Raw genomic sequence first — 21,529 nt, 5'->3', positions numbered from 1 at the left:
ACCTGACAATTAATGAGTATTTAATAATTATTTTCTTTTTCTTTTATTCTTTTTATTTTTATTGCCGACTCTTACTTTCTGTCTTTTACTACTACTTAAATGCTGGCTTGTTTTTTCAAATTCAGTTTTAAAAATATGCCATTGTTCACCTTCATCAAATGGTTCTAAATCATGTGTTTTATCTGCTAACCATGCTGCTTTAGCGTAGGCATTCATCATGGCTTTTTTTATACCTTCTGCACTAATAGCGCGCATGTGTTTGATAATTTCAGGCCATAAATCTTTATCAGGACATAAGGTGTTATCTATAATCTCTACCGCTTCAGTATGCTTACCTTTGAGCGCTGGCATATTCACAGAGGGAAATAGCAAAGTATATTCACCTTCCACTTGTGTTAATGCCACCAGCACAGCCACGCCATTTTGATTAAACCAATGGAACACAGGCACATCTTTTTCTAAGATTTGCTTTTGACCACCTTCACCTGTTATTTTTTCTTGATCTAACAAAGTGACACGCAATTCATGGCCTTGCGGTGATACATACAAAGGTGCTGATGAAACAGAATTAACATAAGTCGATAACAGTCTGTTTTCGCGGTGAAGTTTTTTGTGGTTTTCTTCAATAATATTCATATTTTCTAAAGTGGTATCAGATGCTTTTTTAGAAGTGGCTAATACTTTTTTATCTAACTCACGAATTTGGCGCAGCTCTATTAATTCATTGTCTTTTTCTGCTTTAGCAACATAAGCCGCTTTTAGCCTCGTATCTAATTCATTGACTTTAGCAAGTGTGGTTTTTAAATCATGCTGCAATGATGCTTGTGAATTTAGGTTGTCTTGATGTTGTCCTACTGCACTTTTTGCTTTATTTTCTGCGATTGAAACTTGTGAATGATGCCAAAATGCTTTTTTTTCTAAAGTCGCTATTTTATCTTTAGCAGACTGTAATTGTTCGTTTAAAAAATCATTGGCTTGTATTTTTTGTGTTAATTGGCTTTTAGCATTATCCAGCTCAGCTACTTGCGTAAGTAATTTGGTATTGGCTAACTTTAATGATTTATTTTGAGTGACTTCAGCTTGTTGTTCTTTTAACAAACCTGCATTAATGAGTAATGTTTGTTTGGCATCACCAAGCGATTGACGTAAAGATTCATTTGCCAGTTCCATATCTGCCAACTGTTCAAACGCCTGATTATTTTCAGCACTGTAATAGTTAGCACTTTGAATTAACAGCTGATCATAATCAATTTCATCATTGTTAAATGCTATCGCTAAATGCTCTGGCGCTGAAAATGTTACTTGCTCTTCTTGTTTCACTACTGCTAAACCCATTACTCTACACTCCCTTTGAGATCATCACCGCGCATTGATTTTTCAAGTTTCAATGCTTTTATTGTTTCTTTACCAACTAAATTGATTAAGCTTTGCTGCTCCGCTTGCAATTTTCTAACAACTTCACTAGCTCTGCGAATTAAGTTTGCTTGATACTCCATCACGGCTTCAGGATTATCAGTATTAAATCCTGTGCCATAACATGACTGACATGCTGTGTTTTCTGTTAAACCACGAAAAACACCTTTATCACAACTTATCGCTAAACACTTTTGAGGCTTTACCGCCTCTTGCGTATTAATTCCTTTTTGATTTAAAAGTTGCTGCTTTTTAAATTCTCTATGCTGCGCTTTTTCATCTACGTTGCTCACGATTTATAAACCATCAAATAAAACATAATTGTATCATATACCCGATTTAGTGTAATTTGAAGTTTTTTGTTAGTATGCAAAGTGTAATAGCGCCAATTGAATAATGCCTTATCACTTGCTTTGCATCTTAGAAATAAACCGCCTTAAACTGCCTATGATGAATTTTATCTTATCTTTTGATTAATGGCCTAACCTCTAAGTCAAAGCACCTTAAATCGCTTTACATCTAATTGTCTTTGATTGGCTGTTTTTATTATTTTAAAAATCACTTTCCTTTATTATTTATTATTATCTTTTTAGATATATAAGAGATACATAGGGATACATAGAGATAAAAAGAGATAGGAAAATGTGAGTAACTTCTAATAACACATTTAAATTAATAACTTACCTTTCCCTGTTGTTTTAAAGTGACGCTTATAATCCCCTTTCTTGACGCTTATAATCCCCATTTCTGACGCTTATAATCCCCTTTCTTGACGCTTATAATCCCCTTTCTTGACGCTTATAATCCCCTTTTTGAAATATGAAAAACAGCCAGAAACACCACTAACACACAAGATATACAGTAAATAACAAGCTTACAAACAACATACTAACAAGTTGTTAAATTTAACAAATATTGAGTTTCAAGCAAAAAAAACCCGCAAGGTGGGTTAGACCTTGCGGGTTTTGCTTTCCTTTAACTTGAATTATTTTTTGGTAATTAACTTAGATGATTCTTTTGATAACTTGCCAGTTGATTCATTCATACACACTTGATAGCCAATATCAGCACTGTTGATCACCGCTAATGCATCTTTTAAAGAACGCGCTTTAAATCTTCTTACATCTTGATATGCAGAATTCGTTAACTGCATAATTTCTTCAGCTGTTGGCATAAAGCGCGCGTCATATTTATTACTGCATAAATACGCATGAAGAAATTTAGCTAATACGTTATTACCTAATGCTTGTCTGTGCTTAATATCAATACGTGCATAACCATTTTTATCAAATAACAATTTCATACTGTGTGGGATCACAACCGACCATTGCTTTTTGCTTTTGATTGCACCTTGCTCTGTTGTTGTTTTAATTATTTTTTCAGAGATTAATCTGCAATCAAAATTGTATTGTGTTGATACACCTGTTTCTTTATCAAACCTGACTATTTGACCTGAGACTTGAGTACCACATAAACGCTCTACGCATTCAGCTAATTTTGTTCTGTACTTTGACTCATTGCGCCAGCCTAAACTTTTAATTAAATCTTGGCGTTTAAATGTGAATAGCTCACCTACTGGAATTTTACGATAAACATGTAAGATCTCTAAATACACATCTAAATCATCTTGGCGCAACTCTTCACCAGATACATTGATAATGGTTTCATTACCATCACCTGAATTTTGTCTAAATAACTCTTGCGACTTAAAAGAACCTGTACGCTCCTTTCTATTACCAACGGTAAATAACGCAAACTTTAAAAATTCGCGTGGTATCGCGCGCATATTATCAGACCAATCACCAATACATTTATCACTGTTATTCTTATCAATCATTTATTACTACTTATGTTTTATGGGCTTTAACGCATTACAACCTAATAATGCAGTGAGTATATGATCAATATCAACAATTGTAAATTTAAAACTAATTTACTTAATTTGCTTTTATTTGTTAGTATATGTATAGTTTAAAAACACTCACTCTTCAAAATGGATTTATTATGAAAGTTAGCGATCAACAACTTGATATAGAAGTAATTGAATTCGGTTTAGCAGTTAAACCAGTTAAAGCCGATGAAATGTACGCAATAAAAGACAGTGTAAGCCGCGAGGTTTTTAACGATGCCTTTGCATCACGTAAACGCTTATTAGCTGAGCATTACAGGCAGTTAAACGCATCAACTAAAAAATACAACTAATTAAATCATTTAAGGAATAAATCATGTTAGTGATCTCAAGACTACCCAACGCAGGCGATAAAAGCGCATTTAGCATTAAAACACCTGAAGGCCGTGAAATAGAAGTGAACATTTTAAGCCTTAATCAAGGCCAAGTCAGAATTGGCATTCAGGCAGACAAAGAAGTTAAAATTCAACGCGCTGATATAGTGAACACGCATTCATGATATTAGAAAAATTCAAAACATCACTTGCTGATTTGCCAAAAGGGATCAGCCGTGGTGTCGGCACAAATACCGCAGGCAAACAATATCTAAACTTGTATGTCAGTTTAAAAAATCAAAAAAGATTTGGCCTGTGTGTCGGTGTTGGAAATACGCTCACTGACGCAAAGATACATCATGCAATCAGCACAGCTAAAGAGGCCAGAAAACTATCAAAAACCAATGATTTTAAAAAGGAAAATTTCAAAAACTGGCGTACAAAATTCTTATATCCATCCAGTGAAAAACTAACCGCTTATGATGTTAATTATCTAAAAAAATCATTAGAAGTGACTATTAAATTTATTTCAAATGAAAAATCTCAAGCGCAATTTGGAAAGCAGCTGGCTGATCTCATGCACAATAAAATATTTAATTGCCGTACCTATGATGAATTGAGAATGGGTACGGTATTTACAAGTATTTGTGAGCAACCTTTAACATTCATATTAAGTGAAAACTGCACTTTAGTAGAGGTTATTACCTGTGAAGCATCATAAAAAACCTTTGAAATATGCAGGCAGCAAACTAAAGCTCATGCCTGAAGTATTGCCTTATTATCATGCCAGTGGTTTCAAAGATATTGTAGAGCCGTTCGCGGGTAGTGCTGCTTTGTTTTTTAATTTAGCAGAAACAGGCATCAAGGCGCATTTAAATGATGATAGTCAACCGTTAATAAACTTTTATCAGCAATTAAATAAAGATAATGGCGCACTTATAGCGCAATCAAAAAAGTTTCAACCGCTTCATAGTAAACCATTCTTTGAGCATGTTAAGCATTATGACAGATTTAACTTATATGATGACGCTGTGTTAGCTGCGCGTTATTTGTATATCAATAAGTGCGGCTACAATGGTATGTATCGCGTTGATACCAAGCTTGGTTATTGCAATATCAGTTTTGGCACACAAAAAAAATATCATGTAAATGAAGATAATTTAAGATGGTCAGCTGAAAAACTTAATCAAGCGACTTTAACGCATGGTGAATTTGATAAAACACCAATGCTCAAAAGGTTTCATTTAATAGATCCGCCTTACGTTGATACATTTACAGGCTACACCAAAGGCAAGGTTGATGATAACTTTCACACAAGATTACGTGATTATGTTGATAAATTAGATGCAGCTGGCATTCCTTTTTTGCTAACTAATCGCCATTGTGATTTTATGATTGAACTGTTTAATGGTTATCATCAGCGTAAAATTGAAACTAACTATGATGTATCTTGCAAAACATCAGGGCGCGGTAAAAAGTACGAGATATTCATTAGTAATATTGATGCTACAGCTTAAAAGAACAAGGAAGTAACTATGTACGACAATCACATTTTTGGTATTACCACACTTATTTTTGCTTTGTATGGCTTTATGAATTTAACTTATAAATTTATAAAGTTGGTTTATAAGGCCACTGCTAATACTCACTTATTCGTCAGCCTTTGGCAGTACAATAAAATTAAAAAACAGCACCAACAAAAAAAGGTGTAACGCTTGTTACACCTTTTTATTATTTACATATTGCCATTATGGTTATAACAAAACACCACAATCAACAAGTAAGCAACTTATTGATTTCTAGGCCAGTTTCTATTATTCCAAGCTGGCGTGTACGTTTCTTCAGTATTATCCGCCACTTTCACAGATGATTGATCAACCTTTGCAGCTGCTAACATCATTTTATCACCTTCAGTCATACCGCCAACACTTTTAAATATTTGCTGAAGCGCTTCGTTAGGCTCACCATCACTTAAAGCCGCCTCTTGAGCTACATGCGCGCTAACCTTAATTGGCAACATATTAATGCAGGCCAGCATTAAACTTTTCTTATTGTCTTTTTCTGATTTTAGATCAGACTCTTTTGCCAGTAAGTTTTTATTGGCTTGCGCTAAATCTTCTTGAACACTTTTACAATCATCAACAATTAAACGTGTTAACTCTAGCTCTTCTACTACGTCATTATGCTCATGCACTGGCACAGAATCAGGAGAGGCATTAAAAATCATTTGCTGTAGTGCCGCAGTTTCTTCATCAAGACCATTTTCAATCATTGCTGAAGTGATATTTTCAGGTGTATTGTCATTTTGCGCACTGGCTAACATCATGGCTTTTTGAGTGCTAATGTAATTCGGATGCTTTACATAATCAAAACCAGCTAAATCAGTCATTATTGTGTGACCGTTCGCACTGTTTGAAGCCCAAGACCAACCACCCGCATTACGGTCAATCATCCCCATTGCAGCACGACCACCATCTGTAGGAAATATCTCTTGCGTGTGCGTCACAATACCTTCATCAGAACATGAGATAGCGACAGTGCGAAAATCAGGTATAACCAGATGCTTAACGCCATCTATAAATTCAACATCGCTCGGCTTTAACTTGCCTGTTTTACTTCTAATATCGTGACCGAAGTAACCGAACAATTCACCAAGTTTTAAACCTTGTTGAACTATCGGACTATTAATCACTTTTTGCACTGAGCTTACCGCCACTTTAAAGTTTTGGTGATCAATGCGACCTTCTTTGAATAAATTAAATGTATCAGTAATTTTACCGATAATTTTAGTTTTGCTATTTTCCACTTTGATCACCTTTACTTGTTGTCACTTTCGATTTCATCATAAATCTCTATCATTGCATCTTTAACACGCTCTTTAAGATCCGCTTTACCTGTTAATTTTGCTGACGCTAACATTTGCTCATTTTCAACCGCTTTAGAGGCCATTGAATCTAATACGGTATTTACCTTTTGCTCATCTAAGCCAGCCATATCAGTTAACACCCAATTTTGTGTGGGTTTATCCATATTAGCTTCAGCCATCATTGCCATAAGATTAACCATCTGAAGAGCAAAATCTGCATTACTTGTACGACTAGCTGCTTCTTTTAGCTCAATAGCTGTATTCATAGAATTAAAAGATAAACGATAAGGCCGTGAACCAGCTTGAATGATTTGTTTATGTTTATATGCTGTATGCGTTTTAACAATATCGTGATAACCAGTCTCTAAACCTTTGCGCAACCAATTAGCGCGCGTAAGCGCCTGTATAGACGTTTGCAAGAAACCGCCCTCACCTAAACCGCCACTCATTAAATCGCCCCACCCAAGCATAGAAACATCAATAGACAGCGTTGAAGCTAAACGCCTCAATGAAAACATAATATCTTCTATATCTTTAATATTGGGTTGCGGTTGATTCATATTCATATCCAACGAACCTTTTGTTGGAATAATTGAATTGACGCGCGTTTGAAAGAAACTACCGCTTTGAGCGTGACTTTCTCTTAGTGATTCATCATTACGCAATTGTTGCTGTAGTAAGTTAATGAAGTCAGCTGCACCAAAAGAATCCATACCTTCAACATTTGCCGCTATTACGCGTTCTAATCGTGCTGTATTGCGCCTAGCTGACTGTAACGCAAGCATACCTTCAGCTAAGTCAGCATAGGGCTGATATGAGTTAGCTAAAAAGCTTGTACCATAGTTTTGCGTCTCTATTGGAGTGCGACCTTTAGGATCGCTCATCAGAGTAAATTTACCGTGACGATCTGCATGAAGTGGTTTATTGCAAATATCTGGTTGCCAGTATGGAATTTTAAATGCGGTTAATTCCCAAGGTTGAATTAACTTAATCATACTACCGCTTTTAGGTAACTCCATGTGTTCAGATGTATAACCAGCGACTTCACCACCGCGAACGTATTCTTTAAAAGAATGCGGCAAGGTAAAAAAATCATGCTCTAATGAGGTAAGGCCGACATTAGGTGTAAAGTGTGGTTTAGCAAAGTTACAGCCATAAATCGCCATGATATTTGCTATTTCAACTGCTTTATTATTAAAGGTTTCTTGCAAGTCATTTCTAAGCTCATCAACAAAGCTTTTATCTTTTGAATTTGCCGCTTCGATCATCAATATCTCACCAGTAACAGGGCGAGTGCTTAGTGCATTAGCGGTGTGTATATCTAATGCGGCTGCAATAGAGGCATCTTTTGCTAATACATCATATAAAGCATACCGACTGGCACGATCTTCAGGGTTTTTAGGTGTTTTTAATATATCACCATCACCAACTGAATCAGTTGGATTGACTAAATGTGATGGTATGTGACCATGACCGCCACTTGCTTGATTTTCAAATGCACCAGAATTGTTATTATTGTCAGCGGGATTAAAGCCTGTGAAAGCTTGGCGCAATAACGACATTAAGCCTTTTTTTTCTTCCATTATTGATCACCATAAAGCTGTTGATAAATATGTTAATTCATTTATTTGTTAGTATATCACTGTAATTTTTTTTCCGTTAAAAATAACAGTGACATACTAGAAGTGGTAATTTAAAGGCTGGATTTACTGATGTGGATAACTTGATTTGTTCGTTGTGATAGCTACTTGCAAATGCTCTTTATTAGTTGAGTTTAAGGTTAATATAACCTCTCCGCTTTTCTCTACCAGTTCACAACCACCAGCAGCTTCAAACTTTCGTTTAATGTAATGTTTAATATCATCTATATCTTTTTTTAACATGCGATTTCTCCCTTATATTTTGCTCGCTTTGATTTCTATTTCAGTAGTTTGTTTCATTCTTAAATAGCAACTTTTAATGTTAGCCAATGACTCTAAAATGGATGTGTAGTCATCAGCATAATTAGCGTTATTATGGATTTTTGGTATTAACGCTGACAACTCGCCCACTTTACCAACTGATTCTAAATTCGCGCTGTGCAAATCTTCTAAAACACTTAAAACTCTTTCATCCATTGCCGTACTTACCCTTATATTTTGCTCGGTTTTAGTTGATTGTTTTTTCATTTGGGTTAATTAATGTGACATTTTCACAACGAACCCATAACCATTCATCTTTAGGAATAGCCTCTTTTTCTTCTACTAATCCGAATAGCTGCTCTCTAAAATCAACAGAAATAACGTAATGCTGTTTACCTTGATACATAACAAAAGTATTTGCATGATGTTGCATAGTGTTAAATTCATCTTGTGTCATTGAAATATCCTTATATTAATTTTCTGCGTTTAAGTAAGCAGATGGGTCAAAGTCATCATATTGGTGATATTCAAAATAAGCTTGTTTCTTCAAACATCGAGTACAGCACTCGTCATTAACTTCGCTACTATCACCGCCAGCCATTAATGAATAAAACGCATTGCCTTTGGTGATCATTGAGCCGCAACAGTTAGCTTTAAAAGAGCCGTTAAACTCGTGCTTTTCTGCGTTTAAAATTCTGATAGCATCAACTATCGGCATTGTATTTTTGCTCATACCGTACTCACCCTTATATTTTGCTCGGTTTTTTGTCTTGTCCTGCTTCAATACCCACATCAACAGCACAACTTATCGCGGATAAAACGCCTCTCGCTTGCAAAATAGCATCAGCAATAATCCTATCGGCTTTAGTAAATTCCATAACCGCTATAGATGCGTTTTTACCTATTAATTTTTGTTCGCATATATGGCGCTGCACTAAATACTCTGCAACATCGTTTGCTAATTCTTTTTCCATTTGATCTAATTCCTATTTTTATAATATTTGGGTACGCCATGTTTATTACTTTTTAGTCCTATGAATATATAAAGAGGCCAAACCGCACTTAACAATATTGAGTACAACACTTTGCATGTGTGATTATGCGTGTACTCGGTAAACATTCCCGCTACATAAATGTATAAACAAAGTAGAACTAGCCATAAACTCATTACAGCTCCTTATGCTTTAAAAATTATTAATAATGACAGCAATTAGAGCGCAAACAGCAAACCCCAAACAGAAAAAACCTACTTCCCTTTCAACTGAAATTTGCGTTATTTTGTTATCAATAATTTCCTTACCATTTAAAAATAATTTTCCGTTTCTTTCTTCAAATCTATTGCCATTTACATTAACAATGCTGCTCATACCGTACTTACCCCTATATTTTGATAACCTAATTAGGCTGCTTTTTTGGTTTCACGTTCTTTTAAGCATGATTTAACAGCATCTAAAATGCGGTCAAGATAGATACCAACGCTCGAATCTTTTGAAGGTATATAGTGATACCACTCGCAACCACCAAGTTTATATAAAAGGTCATGATTTGATTCACTATGAAAATACTCTTTTTCGGGTTCAATTTCTTTTGTTAGCTCCCAAAGCTCCCTAGCTTCACTTTTTTCATAATCGCCATTTCTACGCCACTCGACAATATTGCTACGGATGTTATCTACAAACCCCTCGTAATCTTCTTCACTTAAAGCAGATAAAGTAGCTAAGTTTTTTGATAAATAATGATTATCACAATCTAAAACAAACTGTTCTAAGTTACGTGAACCCATAGCACCCCAAGATGCTGACCAAGACTCACCAAACACTTCAATAGTCAGCTTTCCTTGCCCTAGATTGTAATTTTCAAGATAAACAGTCACAGGGTCTAATTTTGGTGCATCTGTGATTAATAACTTTGTTACTGTTGATTCTGTCCATTTCATACCGTTGTTACTCCCATATTTTGGGCGGTTAGCCCGTAGTTTTAGATTTAAAGATTCACCCAAATAACTGCACCTCTTGGGTGCTTATATGGGATAGGCTTTTTGTATTTTTTGATGTCGCATAACCTCCATGCATAACACCATTTTTTTAATAAAGTAATATCTTCTACTTGATGACATTCAAAGCTTTTCTTGGCTAAATCTTCTGATACTTTATGGCATCCAGTAATCACACATTCACCAACAACTAAGCCACTTCCAGATTCAATTAACTTAATAAGTCCTCTAGCTTTGGTCTGAGTTGATCGCATTTCCCAGTGCTTACCGTGGTTAAATATCTTACCTAACCACTCTTTACGTATAATCAGACCCTTAGCCATGTTTCCTTATCCCATATTCTGATAACCTAAACGCTCGGGTTATTGCCTTTAGCCCAAAGTTCTAATGTTCTATTTTTATATTGAATGTAAGCCCAAGGATAAGAATCTACCTCGCCATAAGCCTCTATTGCTTCATCTAAAGTTTCAAATTCATCGCTATACTTACAATTCATTTGTTGATCGTCATACTTGCCCGCTATAACACTAAACATACCGATTTCACTATCTTGTTTTGTATCGTCTGCGATTGGTTGATATTCAAAACCATCAAGTTTTTCTTTGACTAAATTAGCAGCTTCAATGCAAGCATTCATAAGCTTTGGTTCTGCGGGTACATTACCGCCTTGTTGATTGCATATTTCTTCGCAGACAACAGCCATTAAAGGAATTTGTTCTATTTTGATTTGTGCCATTTCCGTTGTTACTCCCATATTCTGACCACTTTAAGCGGTATGTTTTGGTTCTGATTTATAGTTAGCTTCTAATAAAACCCAATCCCACAATGGTTTTTTAGTTGCTTTACTTGTTTTTATATTGCCTTTTGCATCAGTTCTATGTGTTTTTCGCATTGGCGTTAGCATTTTGAAGCCACCTGATTTTTTAGCTAATTCAATATAATCAGTTGCTAAACTTGGTGTTGATAATTCACCGCTTACAGAGCTAGGTTTTGCTTTTTTGTAAACTTCCTTTGTAAATTCAACAAGCTTTTCTTGATATTCATCAGCTGTTTTCGGCTGCTCATCACCTCTCAGCGCATCAACCATTTTTCTAGCTTTCTTTTCGCAATTTTTATAACTAACGCCATAAACACAAAACATAAAAACCTCAAACACTTAAATCAAAGTTGATTTATTTCTTAGGTTAAATTTAAATCAAAGTTGATTTAATGTAAAGCTTTATTTTAAATCAAAGTTGATTTACTATGTATCTACTAAAATCAAAGTTGATTTAAATATTTTACGCTGAATAAATCAAAATTGATTTAACGGTCTATTTTTTTTATAGTGTGCGAGTCAAATAATGGAAGTAAATAAATTGCCTAAAAAGCCTACAGAACATAAGCACTATGCAGATAACGCTAGGGCATACATTCAGAAAATAAGGGATGATGCCGGAGGCGCTAAACCATTTTTTAAACTGATTCACGATCGTGAACCGGTAGGGAATGAGTCGATCACGTTAAATAATCAGGTTAATAGAGGTAATTTTTCTGCTGAATTTGTGGGCTTACTTGTTGATAAGCTTGGGCTTGATGATGTTTCTCTAGCCGAGTTTTACAAAGGGCGTTAGTCGTTATCCTCCCACGCGCTTTCTACTAATTGACGATGTTCTTCACCTGTAACTTGCAGATAAATTTCTGTAATTTTACTTGTTGCATGACCCATTAACCTACTAAGAATGTGAACAGGTAAAGGCTTTTTAGCTGTTACCATTGCAACACCAAAACCATGTCTTAAACCTTTCCCTGTAGCTTGTTTACCCTCAATGTTTGCATTTTTCATAACACGTTTAACTATACGATATGCCGCAGGTCTGCTAACAGTCCAAAGTTTATTATTTATATCTTTGCCTTTTTCTTGAATTCCCCGCACACCAAAGACTAAATCTAAGTGTTCTATTAGCTCTTTTGGTACTGGTACAGCGCGATATTGCTGCTGTTTGATTCTACCTTGTTGATCATACTTTCGTTTTTTCAGTGTTCTAAAAGTGATTTCACGATCATTAACAGCGATACGGCTAAAATCTAGCTCTAGCGCTTCACTTGGTCGGCATCCTGTGTAATGTAATACATGACAAAACATTCGGTAGTTTGGTTTTTCTTGATGTGCAGCTTCTAAAAAACGGGCTCGTTCGTTAGCTGTTAAATATAGCCGATCACCTTTAGGACTAAAAAGACGCATTTCGGGTGCAATAAAGTCATTATCCATAAGCGAGCATTATGTATACATTTTGATTCATCAATAGATAATATTTTAGTAATAAATACTAAAAAACCCAGTTTTTAAGCTGGGTTTTTAAATTTAATGCATCACTTTGGGGTATTTTGTACGGCTTATGATTTAAGATATTTAGTAATTGGCTTGCTTATGATCCTACCTAAACCACCATGTCTGACCATCACGCGAACATAGCTATGACTTGCAGCTAACGCCCTTATTTTATCTGTAATAGGAAATAATCCATCCCATGCTTTTCCTAGATCAACTTGTTGCGGAAACATCTTTTCCCACCCATCAATGGTCAGTACGTCAACAGGGGCACTTTTAAAAAGATAATGCCATCTACTTTTATATGCTGCTATATAAATAGCTTGAACAGGAATTGGACTTTGCAAAGCGTGAATATCAATCAAGATACTTATAACTCTTGGATTACCATCATTTCGTCTTGGTTCAACATAAAGTTTTGCACCAGTTTTTTGAGCCCTCCATTGCATAAACTGTATTGAAGCAACAAATAAAGACACAACAAGTGCTGCAAATGAGATATAAACAGGTAATAGTTTTTCCATAAAAATCTTATAAGTTAGAAGTTTGACTATATTTTACCCTCAACTTAAAACGTGATCTATTCTCTTATGGTTTGTCCGAGCATAATTAGTTATTTTGCTTCTTAAAATACAGCATTTACTTTTTTTGACAAACCCTCAATTTATGAATTGCCGAGCAAAACTGCCTATTTTGTGCGCTTTCCAATTTAGCTTAGTGCGTAAAAAAACTTTACATGTAAAGAAACTAGACACACGAACAAACATTCCAATGGGCGCACAGAGCGCCCGCTGTTTTTTTGATTCTTTCTAATTTAATTTGTGTTTTTAGTATTTTTGTTAGTATGTAATTTTACTAACAGAGATAATTATGAGTACACATATAATTAGTGAGATTGAAGGTGCTAAAACTGCAATAGCAGTATTTAATATTTTCGATCTCGCATTCGGCCTAGTTACACCTAAAAACCACACCACCAGCAAGAATTTAAACGCTAATTTTGGTGTCGATAAAATAAAAAACGTCAGCATTAAACGCACTCGCGAAAATGCCAATGAAACAGCAAAAGAAATACTGCAACGTCATGAAAATGGCGAGTCATTAACACAGGATGATTTAATTGCTTTACGTGCTTATACAGGACTTGGCGGCATAGGTTCATCTATTAATGAATACTACACACCGCAATACATTGCTGAAGGTACGTGGAATGCACTTAAAGCCAATGGTTTTGAAAATGGCAATGTATGTGAGCCTAGTTGCGGAGCTGGCGTATTTAATGGCACTAAACCATCAGGCACAGTGATAACAGGATCAGAAATAGATAAAACATCAAGTACCATTAATTCTATTTTGCATCCTGAAGATTCTATTTTAAATCAGCCTTTTGAAACGCTGGCTACTAACGTATCAGATGGTCATTTTGATAGTTTTGTCGGCAATGTGCCTTTTGGTGATACGCGCGGTAAATTTGCAGCTTTAGATCCTGAATATGCAAAAGTAAAAAACATTGAACAATACTTTTTAAGTCGTGCAATTGATAAAACAAAAGCTGGTGGCCTTATGGCTTTTGTTGTACCAACTCAAATAGTATCAAGACCTGCTTGGTCAAAATGGCGTGAAAGCATTAGTTTAAAAGCTGAATTTTTAGGCGCGCATAGATTGCCATCAGGTACGTTTGCTAATAATGGCACTGATACTGTTACTGATATTATTTTACTTAAAAAACACAGTGATGACGTATTTGAAAAAATAGCCAATGCAGATAAAGACACATTAATAAAATCTAACGTCCTTTGGAATACATGGCTAAAAGGCAAGTGGTTCGACAAAGAGGGTAAGCGCTTTGTTTTTGGTGATCAATCAACTGAAGGTGAAGGACAATTTAAACGCTTAGTTGTTAAAAACAATCAATTATCAAATGAAGCCATTAAAAACAAACTCTCTCATAAGTTTGATAGCCGTATTGATTACACGTTATTAAATACAGTAGAAACGCAAACAGTCAATTATGCTGAAGGTGATACGCGCCTAATGAATGATCGCTGGTACACGTTAGAAGATGGCAAATGGCAGTTAAAAGAGTTTCGTATTATAGATGGTAAGCTTGACTCTAATCGCTTTGGTACAGATACAGTTGAAGAGTTAAAGCAAGTATTATCAAGTGAAGAACAAGCTTTATCATTAAGCTTTACTCATGCAAACAATGTAAAAAATACGCTTAGTCGCGATATGATGACTTCTCACGTATCAGCAGCAATAGAGCTTGCAAATACCTACCCTGTAAATATGCAAGAGCAAGTTTATCGCGGTATGTTAATCGGTAGTATGGTTGAAGATTTACTCGAAAATAAAGATCAATATAACTACAACCAAAAACGCGAACAAATAGCCGCATTAGTTGAAGCAGAAAAAGACCGCTACGGTATCGCAACTAATGACAATAGCCTAACCTCAGTTAATCACAAACACGCTAAAACACTTAATAACTTTGTTCGTTCTACTGATAAAAACGGCAAGTTATCAGATTTGTTATCAGGAAAATCAAAAGGTGAAGCCAAACATTTTGATATGAGTACAGCAAAAGGCGTTGTTGAATTTTTATTTGGTGAAGAAGGTGTGCAACCAGTCTCAATTGAGCAATTCAATGAACACTTTGATGGTGTGCCACCAGCGTTACACGAAATATTAAAAGACAGCAATATCGCATTAGCTACAGATGGCACTTTATGGCCTATGGATCGATTTACGTCAGGCGATGTAAGGCGCAGAATTGGCGAATTAACAATGTCAATTTCACTTGAAGAAGATGAAGCCATTAAAGCAAAGTACATTGAGCAAGTGGCTATCATTCAATCTAAGCGTAAAGTGACCTCTGTTGATGATATGACTATTAGCATGAGTTCAAAATGGACTAACCGCAAATATGTGATCGAGTTCCTAAAAAGTAAAGGCCATGACTTAAAACATGATGATGAAATTGCGGGTAAAAGTGGCGAGTTTAATTCTGGTTCATGGTATCAAGAGCCAAGCCGATTTGAAAAACAGATCACCAATTACTTAAACGGTCAGCCTGTACGTGGTGGTGCAAACGGTGGCGCTATTGAATATAAAAAACAAATAGCCAACTTAGATAAAGAGTTTGCGATCTGGATACGTCAACATGATGATATTGATTTAATTTCTGAAGATTACAACATTGCATTTAATGGCTTTATTCCTTTTGCGCACAGTGAAGCAGATTTAAAACTTACAAAAGTATCTGGCCTTGTTAAAAATATGGGCTTTCAAAACTCTGGTATCCGCCAAATGTCTGAAGATGGTCGCGGTATATTAGGTTTTGGAACGGGTATGGGTAAGTCTCATACTGCAAATGGCCTCGCTGCTTACGATCTGCAAATGGGGCGCTGTACTAAAGTCTGTTACTCAGTACCTAAATCAACACTGACAAACTGGTATCATGAAGTTAAACAATTCTTTGGTGATCAACGTAGAGTGTATTTTATCGGCCTTGAAGTTGTTAAAGATAAAAAGTCAGGTGAAGTAATACGCGACCCTTGGTTAGATAAAGATGGCAACCATAAAAAGAATGAACACACTGGCGAGTTAGAGTATCGCGATCAAGTAAAAGAACTAAACGGCAAAGCGGTTGCTGCACGTATGGCTACATTGCCGCATGAGAACTATGAAATTGTTGTTATGACAAAAGAGCAACTAGCAAAAATACCTATGCGCCCTCAAAGCAAAGAAAAGTTTGTTGATGATATGGTATCAAGAGAAATGCTATCAGATGCACAAGGCGTTAATGCCGTTGTTGGTGCTGGCGTTTCATTAGAACGTGGTAGCTATAAGCAAGCTAAAAAACAAGCTCGATTCCAAGAAAAATACAGCGCCAATCAAACTACAAAATCTAATCAATATCCGTTTTGGGAGGATATGGGTTTTGATAAGCTTATTGTTGATGAAGGTCATAACTTTAGAAATTCATTTAAAGCAGGCCGTGAAGCGTCACGTTTAGCATTTTTACCGACTTCAGGCGTTGCTAAATCTGCAACCGACCTTGCCATTAAATCTAATTATTTACGTGCTAAAAATGGCGGTAAAGGTGTTCATTTATTAACAGCCACCCCAACGGTAAACAGTCCTACTGATGTGTTTAATATGTTGTCACTTGTATTGTCTCCTGAAGAGTGGGAGCAGTACGGTATTCATAATGTTGATGACTTTATTCGTATTTTTGGCAAAACAGAAATTGTGCAACGTCAAAAATTATCAGGTGCAATTGAAGATGTTGAAGGACTTGTAGGCTTTAAAAACCTTGATGCGTTACGTGGTTTATTTCACAGATGGGTTATAGCCAAAGAAGCCAAAGATGTAAAAGCAGATGTTGTTATTCCAGATAAAGTAAACGAACACCATAAAATACCACTTAATGAAGAACAAGAAGCACTTTATGAAGAATTAAGAGAACGCGCTGATAACTTGCTAGATGCTGAAGATGAAGAAGGTAATCCGACTGATTTTATTTTTAGTATTATTAGAGATATGGATCGTGTTGTATCAGATGTTGATTTATTTTATAAACGCATTACATACATATTGCCTAAGTCGGATCATGAAAAACTATCTCAATTAGCAAGTGACTTACCGCCAACTAAAACTATCACTGTTATGAAAGATGGTGAAAAAGAAAAAGTAGATGTTGAAAATGAAGCTAATGTATCTATTGAAGATGGTAAAGCGGTTTTAGTTGTTAATGAAGAATTTGAAGATGAAGTAACAAAACGTCTTAAAGAATTTGATATTGATAAAACTAAAGTGATGCACCCTGTCACACCTAAATATGCAAAATTATTAGCTGAACTTAAAAAAGATTATGAAGCGGGTGGTAAGCAAGTAATTTTCAGCGAAGAGAAACGCCAACATCAAAAGATTAAACGCTTAATTGCTAACACGTTAAACATTCCTGATACAGAAATAGGCATCATAAATGGTGATACAGTCAGCAAGGGCAAATCTAATAGTGATTTAGACAAAGAAATGGCGGCACTTGAAGATATTGCAGATAAATATAATACAGGCAGTTACCGCATATTAATCTGTAATAAAAAAGCTGAAGTCGGAATTAACTTACAGCATGGTTCTACTCGATTGCATCATTTAACGCTACCTTGGACACCAGCCAGTATTAAACAGCGTGATGGTCGTGTTATTAGAATCGGTGGAAAACAAAAGCAAGTAAACATTAATCATTATTTGGCTGAAGGTTCATTTGATGAATTTAGATTACGCGCGTTAAATTCCAAAGCTGCATGGCAAGAAGAAATTTTTAACGGCACATCTTCAGAGCAAGCGAACGATCAAAGTGATGATATTGCACAAGCCAGATTGTTATTATCTAAAAATCCTGAAGAGCTAAAAGCACGTATGGCAGATGCTAAAAAAGCAGCTGAACAAAAGGCATTAGAAAATAATAAAATAAGATCGGGCATAGCATTACATACTTATATCAAACTCTCTAAACGTCCAAATAAAACACCTAAGCAAAAAGCGAAAATAAAAGAGCTTAGACCAACGATTGAACACGCAATAAAAGAAGGTTATTTAAGCGTTAAACCTAGTGTGTTAGATAACGTAAGTAGTGTTGGTTTTGATAGTGCAACTGGCAAAGCGTATCAAGTTGGCGGCATGTATGAGCATTCAAAAGAAAGTTATGGTTATAAAACTTTTACAATCTATGAAATCAACTCATTTAACGCTGAAGAAAGCACGTTATCTGCAACTGTGATACACATTACAGGCTCAAGAAACGGACTGAAAAAAGGCAGTGTAACGACAGTTACACTAAAAGATGCGGTAGACTGGATTGAAACTAAATACACCGCTTCAGAGATTGAATTAAAAGAGTTTTGGTCAGAGAAGCAAAAACCTAGAACTGTAGCTGCATCAAGCTTGATTAATGAAGATGTATTTAAAAAATACGTAAATAAAGATAATTACTATCCTAATTATTTCGGCATTGCTTCAGTATGGAATGGTCGAGAAATTGAATTTGTTCAAAATTCTTCTTTAGATAATTATGATAATTTAGTTTTTCCAGATCCAAACAATGCAAATACTAAAAAAGCATTTGCGCAAACTATGCTTGTTAAGTTGCGAGACAACGCAAGTCGCAATGAATCAGATCAAGATATGGCAGAAGTATTGTTCGGTAAAGATTGGCGTGAAGCCGTTGAAGCGACTGGTAATGTTGCAACTGACAATCAGATCATTGAATGGTTAGCCAATGCATCTAAAGTATTTTTAGAAAGTGATAAATATCAAGAGTTGGCAGCTGAACCAATTCGTAAGAATTGGCGCGGTATAGTCGATAACAGTCATGTTTCAGCTGATGTGATGGTATTGTTTGTGAAAGCATTTCCGACTGAATTTGATAATACAATGCAGTTTAGAAAAGCATCCATCACGGAATCAAAACGCATTGCTGATTTAATTATTGAACAAAAAGCAGTGCTACAGCGTCAAGCTGAAGAAAAACTAGCAGCTGAAAAGCTTAAAAATGAGCGTGAAGCGCAATTGAAAGCTGAACAAGATGCAAAAGAGCAGCAAGAAGCCGCCTCTAAGCCCTTCTCAGATGACACTGAGCTTACTCCTGATGTTATTGAATCTAGATTGGAGTTATTAACGTCAGCAGTCACTAGCGCTGATTTGTGGGATAAGAAGCCTTATCTTTATATTAATTTAGTCGATCCTAAAGCGGTTAAAGGATTTAAAACTGCGAGAGGTCGCAACAAAGGCTTTAAACTCTATATTGATATGTCTACTTTAACGCTTAAAGGCAATACTGATTTTAAATCTGACTTACCGATTATGCATAGTCGTTTACAATCAATTGTGAATGCATGTGAAGCAATGAATATCAATACGGACTCTATCAGCAAGCAAATCAATCAAGATAAATTAGCGGCATAATGGATATGAATATGAAACCTGAAATAAAAGATTTACAAATTGCGATTAATGAAGCGCTGGCAGATGATGAAAGCCTAACGCCTGAATTATTGGTTAAGCAGTATTTAGATAATTTGGTAACACTTCTTAAAAAAGAACCTATCCGTTATCGTTTGTTTGGTGCTTGGTGGTGGCCTATTAAAAAGTTATTAATAGATTTAGATTATCAATTAACAGATGAGAATATAGATTTACCCTTATTCTCAAAGTTAAATTATGATCTAGATATTCACACAATCACAGCAGCTTGGGCTTATTCTACAGAAATGCTAACTGAGCATGGTTTGTTGATTGGTAATGACCACCAGCCAATAACAGATAGTAATGATCAAGGGGCTTACGTTATTGATGAATTTATGGAAAGTTTAATCACTCAATAATCACATCAAAATTACTGGTCTATACTTCATTTATAGGCCAGTTATCCACAAAAAATATATTGTTCAATTATAAAGATCCTTATAAACAAGAATTGTTAGAACCCTTGTAGAACCTCTTAATCCCTTTAAACTACTACCCCACAGAGCCGAAAGGGTAAAAAATTCCTCCCTCAAGGGTAAAAAAAATCTCCCTTAGAGCGTTAAAGGGTAAAAAATTTCTCCCTCAAGGGTAAAAAAAATCTCCCTCACAAAAAGATTGAACACCCCTAAAAAATACAGTACGATTCACCTTGTTTTTTTTACCCCTTTACATGTGAGTTGATATTAAATGGACAGTAAAGCTACTAAGTATCAGGATGTTATAGCGCAAGCTAATATATTAACGAGCGCTAAGAAAAACCTTAACAGAAGTCAAAGGCGAATTTTTTATATTTGTTTAAGAGATACTTATCAACAAAGCTGGCCTGATGGTGGACGCTTTAAAATATGTCCAAGACAGTATTCAGATCTTTTTGATTTGTCATTGCATGAGGCGCGTGAAGATATACGGAATGGAATTAAGGAATTCAACAAAGGTAGTAGCGTAACATTTACTGATGATAAAGAAGTTCCTAACGATATAGTTGATGTTAGCATTCCTTGGCTCTCTATAATTAAGCACTATAGAAAAAGAGGTGACTATACTGTCGGTATCAATTCTGAATTGCGAAAATATATAGAGCCTATGGCTCATGATCTTAGCTATTCATTACTCCAAGAAGATGAGCTGTTTAAATTGAAAAATGAATATGCGATGTGCTTATATGAAAACTTATGTAGATTTAGAAACACAGGTATATATACAATCAAGCATGAAGATATTGTTAACAATTGGGGAGTACCTAAAAGCTACCAAAAGAACAACTCATTATTAAGGCTGAACGTAGTCGATAAGGCTGTAAATGAAATATCTAAAGTTTCGACACAAATAAAAGGTCTAAAGGCATTTGAAAAAAAAGGAGTTAGAGGAAAGATAGAGCGTTACGATTTTACATTCTCAACATTTTAAGGAGAAATTTTTTACCCTTTCACACTACATCATGCGCTAAGTTATTGATTTTAGGTTGCAGGCTACCCGCTTAGGCTACACCTAAACTAAGATTAAGGAGAAATTTTTTACCCTGATAGGCTACATATAGCGCTAAGTTATTGATTGTAGGTTGCAGGATTCCCGCTTAGGCTACACCTAAACTAAGATTAAGGAGAAATTTTTTACCCTGACAGGCTACATATAGCGCTAAGTTATTGATTCTAGGTTGCAGGCTTCCCGTTTGAACTACACCTAAACTAAGATTAAGGAGAAATTTTTTACCCTGACAGGCTACATATAGCGCTAAGTTATTGTTTTTAGGTTGCAGGATTCCCGCTTGAACTACACCTAAACTAAGATTA

The 21,529-nt window shown here is 35.5% G+C and carries 26 protein-coding genes; 8 read left to right on the top strand and 18 right to left on the bottom strand.

The window, feature by feature from the left end; genetic code table 11:
* Window positions 1-27: 27 nt before the first annotated feature.
* The 3 genes from KO527_RS05135 to trfA form a co-directional block, all read right to left on the bottom strand.
* Window positions 28-1,335: a hypothetical protein gene (locus tag KO527_RS05135; RefSeq protein WP_216039287.1), complete on the bottom strand. Its 1,308-nt coding sequence runs from the start codon at window positions 1,333-1,335 to the stop codon at window positions 28-30.
* Window positions 1,335-1,706 carry a hypothetical protein gene (locus KO527_RS05130; protein WP_216039286.1) on the bottom strand — a complete coding sequence of 124 codons (372 nt, stop codon included), beginning with the start codon at window positions 1,704-1,706 and terminating at the stop codon, window positions 1,335-1,337. The genes KO527_RS05135 and KO527_RS05130 overlap by 1 nt, the downstream gene beginning before the upstream one ends.
* Window positions 1,707-2,398: 692 nt before the next feature.
* Window positions 2,399-3,250, bottom strand: coding sequence for a plasmid replication initiator TrfA (trfA, locus tag KO527_RS05125; RefSeq protein WP_216039285.1), 852 nt, complete (start codon window positions 3,248-3,250; stop codon window positions 2,399-2,401).
* Window positions 3,251-3,417: 167 nt separating this feature from the next.
* On the opposite strand from trfA, the gene KO527_RS05120 reads away from it, so the two are divergent.
* The 4 genes from KO527_RS05120 to KO527_RS05105 are packed head-to-tail and all read left to right on the top strand — an operon-like array spanning window position 3,418 to window position 5,153.
* Window positions 3,418-3,615 (top strand): hypothetical protein, encoded by a 198-nt coding sequence (locus KO527_RS05120; protein ID WP_216039284.1) that lies wholly within the window; start codon window positions 3,418-3,420, stop codon window positions 3,613-3,615.
* A 23-nt stretch (window positions 3,616-3,638) separates the two neighbouring features.
* Window positions 3,639-3,821: a carbon storage regulator gene (locus KO527_RS05115; RefSeq protein WP_216039283.1), complete on the top strand. Its 183-nt coding sequence runs from the start codon at window positions 3,639-3,641 to the stop codon at window positions 3,819-3,821.
* Window positions 3,818-4,357 carry a hypothetical protein gene (locus KO527_RS05110; RefSeq protein ID WP_216039282.1) on the top strand — a complete coding sequence of 180 codons (540 nt, stop codon included), beginning with the start codon at window positions 3,818-3,820 and terminating at the stop codon, window positions 4,355-4,357. The genes KO527_RS05115 and KO527_RS05110 overlap by 4 nt, the downstream gene beginning before the upstream one ends.
* Window positions 4,344-5,153 carry a Dam family site-specific DNA-(adenine-N6)-methyltransferase gene (locus tag KO527_RS05105; protein WP_216039281.1) on the top strand — a complete coding sequence of 270 codons (810 nt, stop codon included), beginning with the start codon at window positions 4,344-4,346 and terminating at the stop codon, window positions 5,151-5,153. Before KO527_RS05110 ends, KO527_RS05105 begins: the two co-directional genes overlap by 14 nt.
* A gap of 272 nt (window positions 5,154-5,425) precedes the next feature.
* Here KO527_RS05105 and KO527_RS05100 read toward each other — a convergent pair whose 3' ends face one another.
* The 12 genes from KO527_RS05100 to KO527_RS05045 all read right to left on the bottom strand — a co-directional run bounded on the left by KO527_RS05100 (window position 5,426) and on the right by KO527_RS05045 (window position 11,537).
* Window positions 5,426-6,442, bottom strand: coding sequence for a hypothetical protein (locus KO527_RS05100; protein ID WP_216039280.1), 1,017 nt, complete (start codon window positions 6,440-6,442; stop codon window positions 5,426-5,428).
* 11 nt (window positions 6,443-6,453) lie between these two features.
* A complete protein-coding gene (locus KO527_RS05095; RefSeq protein WP_216039279.1) occupies window positions 6,454-8,085 on the bottom strand; it encodes a hypothetical protein in 1,632 nt (543 codons plus the stop codon).
* Window positions 8,086-8,208: 123 nt separating this feature from the next.
* Window positions 8,209-8,385, bottom strand: a complete 177-nt coding sequence (locus KO527_RS05090; RefSeq protein WP_216039278.1) for a hypothetical protein — start codon at window positions 8,383-8,385, stop codon at window positions 8,209-8,211.
* Between the two features lie 12 nt (window positions 8,386-8,397).
* Window positions 8,398-8,619, bottom strand: a complete 222-nt coding sequence (locus KO527_RS05085; protein WP_216039277.1) for a hypothetical protein — start codon at window positions 8,617-8,619, stop codon at window positions 8,398-8,400.
* A gap of 31 nt (window positions 8,620-8,650) precedes the next feature.
* A complete protein-coding gene (locus tag KO527_RS05080) occupies window positions 8,651-8,860 on the bottom strand; it encodes a hypothetical protein (RefSeq protein ID WP_216039276.1) in 210 nt (69 codons plus the stop codon).
* A gap of 15 nt (window positions 8,861-8,875) precedes the next feature.
* The gene (locus tag KO527_RS05075) at window positions 8,876-9,136 is read right to left on the bottom strand and encodes a hypothetical protein (protein WP_216039275.1); all 261 of its coding nucleotides are present in this window, start codon (window positions 9,134-9,136) and stop codon (window positions 8,876-8,878) included.
* 13 nt (window positions 9,137-9,149) lie between these two features.
* On the bottom strand, window positions 9,150-9,377 hold the full coding sequence (locus KO527_RS05070) for a hypothetical protein (protein WP_216039274.1): 228 nt from the start codon (window positions 9,375-9,377) through the stop codon (window positions 9,150-9,152).
* Window positions 9,378-9,587: 210 nt separating this feature from the next.
* Window positions 9,588-9,770, bottom strand: coding sequence for a hypothetical protein (locus tag KO527_RS05065; RefSeq protein ID WP_216039273.1), 183 nt, complete (start codon window positions 9,768-9,770; stop codon window positions 9,588-9,590).
* A 32-nt stretch (window positions 9,771-9,802) separates the two neighbouring features.
* A complete protein-coding gene (locus KO527_RS05060; RefSeq protein WP_216039272.1) occupies window positions 9,803-10,339 on the bottom strand; it encodes a hypothetical protein in 537 nt (178 codons plus the stop codon).
* 47 nt (window positions 10,340-10,386) lie between these two features.
* A complete protein-coding gene (locus KO527_RS05055) occupies window positions 10,387-10,719 on the bottom strand; it encodes a hypothetical protein (RefSeq protein ID WP_216039271.1) in 333 nt (110 codons plus the stop codon).
* Between the two features lie 26 nt (window positions 10,720-10,745).
* Complete coding sequence (locus KO527_RS05050; RefSeq protein ID WP_216039270.1) at window positions 10,746-11,150, bottom strand: hypothetical protein; 405 nt, start codon at window positions 11,148-11,150, stop codon at window positions 10,746-10,748.
* A gap of 12 nt (window positions 11,151-11,162) precedes the next feature.
* Entirely contained in the window at window positions 11,163-11,537 is a 375-nt protein-coding gene (locus tag KO527_RS05045) for a hypothetical protein (protein ID WP_216039269.1), read from the bottom strand.
* A 217-nt stretch (window positions 11,538-11,754) separates the two neighbouring features.
* On the opposite strand from KO527_RS05045, the gene KO527_RS05040 reads away from it, so the two are divergent.
* Window positions 11,755-12,009 (top strand): hypothetical protein, encoded by a 255-nt coding sequence (locus KO527_RS05040; protein ID WP_216039268.1) that lies wholly within the window; start codon window positions 11,755-11,757, stop codon window positions 12,007-12,009.
* Here KO527_RS05040 and KO527_RS05035 read toward each other — a convergent pair.
* Together KO527_RS05035 and KO527_RS05030 are read right to left on the bottom strand one after the other, a co-directional pair.
* A complete protein-coding gene (locus tag KO527_RS05035) occupies window positions 12,006-12,647 on the bottom strand; it encodes a site-specific integrase (RefSeq protein WP_216039267.1) in 642 nt (213 codons plus the stop codon). The two genes, KO527_RS05040 and KO527_RS05035, sit on opposite strands and share 4 nt — an antisense overlap.
* A 125-nt stretch (window positions 12,648-12,772) precedes the next feature.
* Window positions 12,773-13,231, bottom strand: coding sequence for a hypothetical protein (locus KO527_RS05030; protein WP_216039266.1), 459 nt, complete (start codon window positions 13,229-13,231; stop codon window positions 12,773-12,775).
* 346 nt (window positions 13,232-13,577) lie between these two features.
* Here KO527_RS05030 and KO527_RS05025 point away from each other — a divergent pair, with 346 nt between their 5' ends.
* From KO527_RS05025 to KO527_RS05015, 3 genes are all read left to right on the top strand, one after another.
* Window positions 13,578-19,679 (top strand): SNF2-related protein, encoded by a 6,102-nt coding sequence (locus tag KO527_RS05025; RefSeq protein ID WP_216039265.1) that lies wholly within the window; start codon window positions 13,578-13,580, stop codon window positions 19,677-19,679.
* Window positions 19,680-19,690: 11 nt separating this feature from the next.
* Window positions 19,691-20,098 carry a hypothetical protein gene (locus KO527_RS05020; protein ID WP_216039264.1) on the top strand — a complete coding sequence of 136 codons (408 nt, stop codon included), beginning with the start codon at window positions 19,691-19,693 and terminating at the stop codon, window positions 20,096-20,098.
* Between the two features lie 328 nt (window positions 20,099-20,426).
* On the top strand, window positions 20,427-21,146 hold the full coding sequence (locus tag KO527_RS05015; protein WP_216039263.1) for a RepB family plasmid replication initiator protein: 720 nt from the start codon (window positions 20,427-20,429) through the stop codon (window positions 21,144-21,146).
* Window positions 21,147-21,312: 166 nt separating this feature from the next.
* On the opposite strand, the gene KO527_RS05010 is transcribed toward KO527_RS05015, so the two are convergent.
* The coding region (locus KO527_RS05010; protein ID WP_216039262.1) for a hypothetical protein at window positions 21,313-21,529 on the bottom strand (217 nt) is incomplete at its 5' end.

Origin of the sequence: Pseudoalteromonas sp. C2R02 (assembly GCF_018860845.1) — a bacterium.
Classification (GTDB): domain Bacteria; phylum Pseudomonadota; class Gammaproteobacteria; order Enterobacterales; family Alteromonadaceae; genus Pseudoalteromonas.
This window is presented reverse-complemented; position numbering and strand designations above follow the sequence as displayed.

Bases quoted from the DNA above. Each gene is read 5' to 3' on its own strand.
- KO527_RS05060 (WP_216039272.1), bottom strand. From the start codon at position 10,339: ATGAAATGGACAGAATCAACAGTAACAAAGTTATTAATCACAGATGCA.
- KO527_RS05075 (WP_216039275.1), bottom strand. From the start codon at position 9,136: ATGAGCAAAAATACAATGCCGATAGTTGATGCTATCAGAATTTTAAAC.
- KO527_RS05030 (WP_216039266.1), bottom strand. From the start codon at position 13,231: ATGGAAAAACTATTACCTGTTTATATCTCATTTGCAGCACTTGTTGTG.
- KO527_RS05095 (WP_216039279.1), bottom strand. From the start codon at position 8,085: ATGGAAGAAAAAAAAGGCTTAATGTCGTTATTGCGCCAAGCTTTCACA.
- KO527_RS05080 (WP_216039276.1), bottom strand. From the start codon at position 8,860: ATGACACAAGATGAATTTAACACTATGCAACATCATGCAAATACTTTT.
- trfA (WP_216039285.1), bottom strand. From the start codon at position 3,250: ATGATTGATAAGAATAACAGTGATAAATGTATTGGTGATTGGTCTGAT.
- KO527_RS05120 (WP_216039284.1), top strand. From the start codon at position 3,418: ATGAAAGTTAGCGATCAACAACTTGATATAGAAGTAATTGAATTCGGT.
- KO527_RS05090 (WP_216039278.1), bottom strand. From the start codon at position 8,385: ATGTTAAAAAAAGATATAGATGATATTAAACATTACATTAAACGAAAG.
- KO527_RS05015 (WP_216039263.1), top strand. From the start codon at position 20,427: ATGGACAGTAAAGCTACTAAGTATCAGGATGTTATAGCGCAAGCTAAT.
- KO527_RS05070 (WP_216039274.1), bottom strand. From the start codon at position 9,377: ATGGAAAAAGAATTAGCAAACGATGTTGCAGAGTATTTAGTGCAGCGC.
- KO527_RS05020 (WP_216039264.1), top strand. From the start codon at position 19,691: ATGAAACCTGAAATAAAAGATTTACAAATTGCGATTAATGAAGCGCTG.
- KO527_RS05135 (WP_216039287.1), bottom strand. From the start codon at position 1,335: ATGGGTTTAGCAGTAGTGAAACAAGAAGAGCAAGTAACATTTTCAGCG.
- KO527_RS05035 (WP_216039267.1), bottom strand. From the start codon at position 12,647: ATGGATAATGACTTTATTGCACCCGAAATGCGTCTTTTTAGTCCTAAA.
- KO527_RS05025 (WP_216039265.1), top strand. From the start codon at position 13,578: ATGAGTACACATATAATTAGTGAGATTGAAGGTGCTAAAACTGCAATA.
- KO527_RS05050 (WP_216039270.1), bottom strand. From the start codon at position 11,150: ATGGGAGTAACAACGGAAATGGCACAAATCAAAATAGAACAAATTCCT.
- KO527_RS05045 (WP_216039269.1), bottom strand. From the start codon at position 11,537: ATGTTTTGTGTTTATGGCGTTAGTTATAAAAATTGCGAAAAGAAAGCT.
- KO527_RS05085 (WP_216039277.1), bottom strand. From the start codon at position 8,619: ATGGATGAAAGAGTTTTAAGTGTTTTAGAAGATTTGCACAGCGCGAAT.
- KO527_RS05065 (WP_216039273.1), bottom strand. From the start codon at position 9,770: ATGAGCAGCATTGTTAATGTAAATGGCAATAGATTTGAAGAAAGAAAC.
- KO527_RS05115 (WP_216039283.1), top strand. From the start codon at position 3,639: ATGTTAGTGATCTCAAGACTACCCAACGCAGGCGATAAAAGCGCATTT.
- KO527_RS05055 (WP_216039271.1), bottom strand. From the start codon at position 10,719: ATGGCTAAGGGTCTGATTATACGTAAAGAGTGGTTAGGTAAGATATTT.
- KO527_RS05110 (WP_216039282.1), top strand. From the start codon at position 3,818: ATGATATTAGAAAAATTCAAAACATCACTTGCTGATTTGCCAAAAGGG.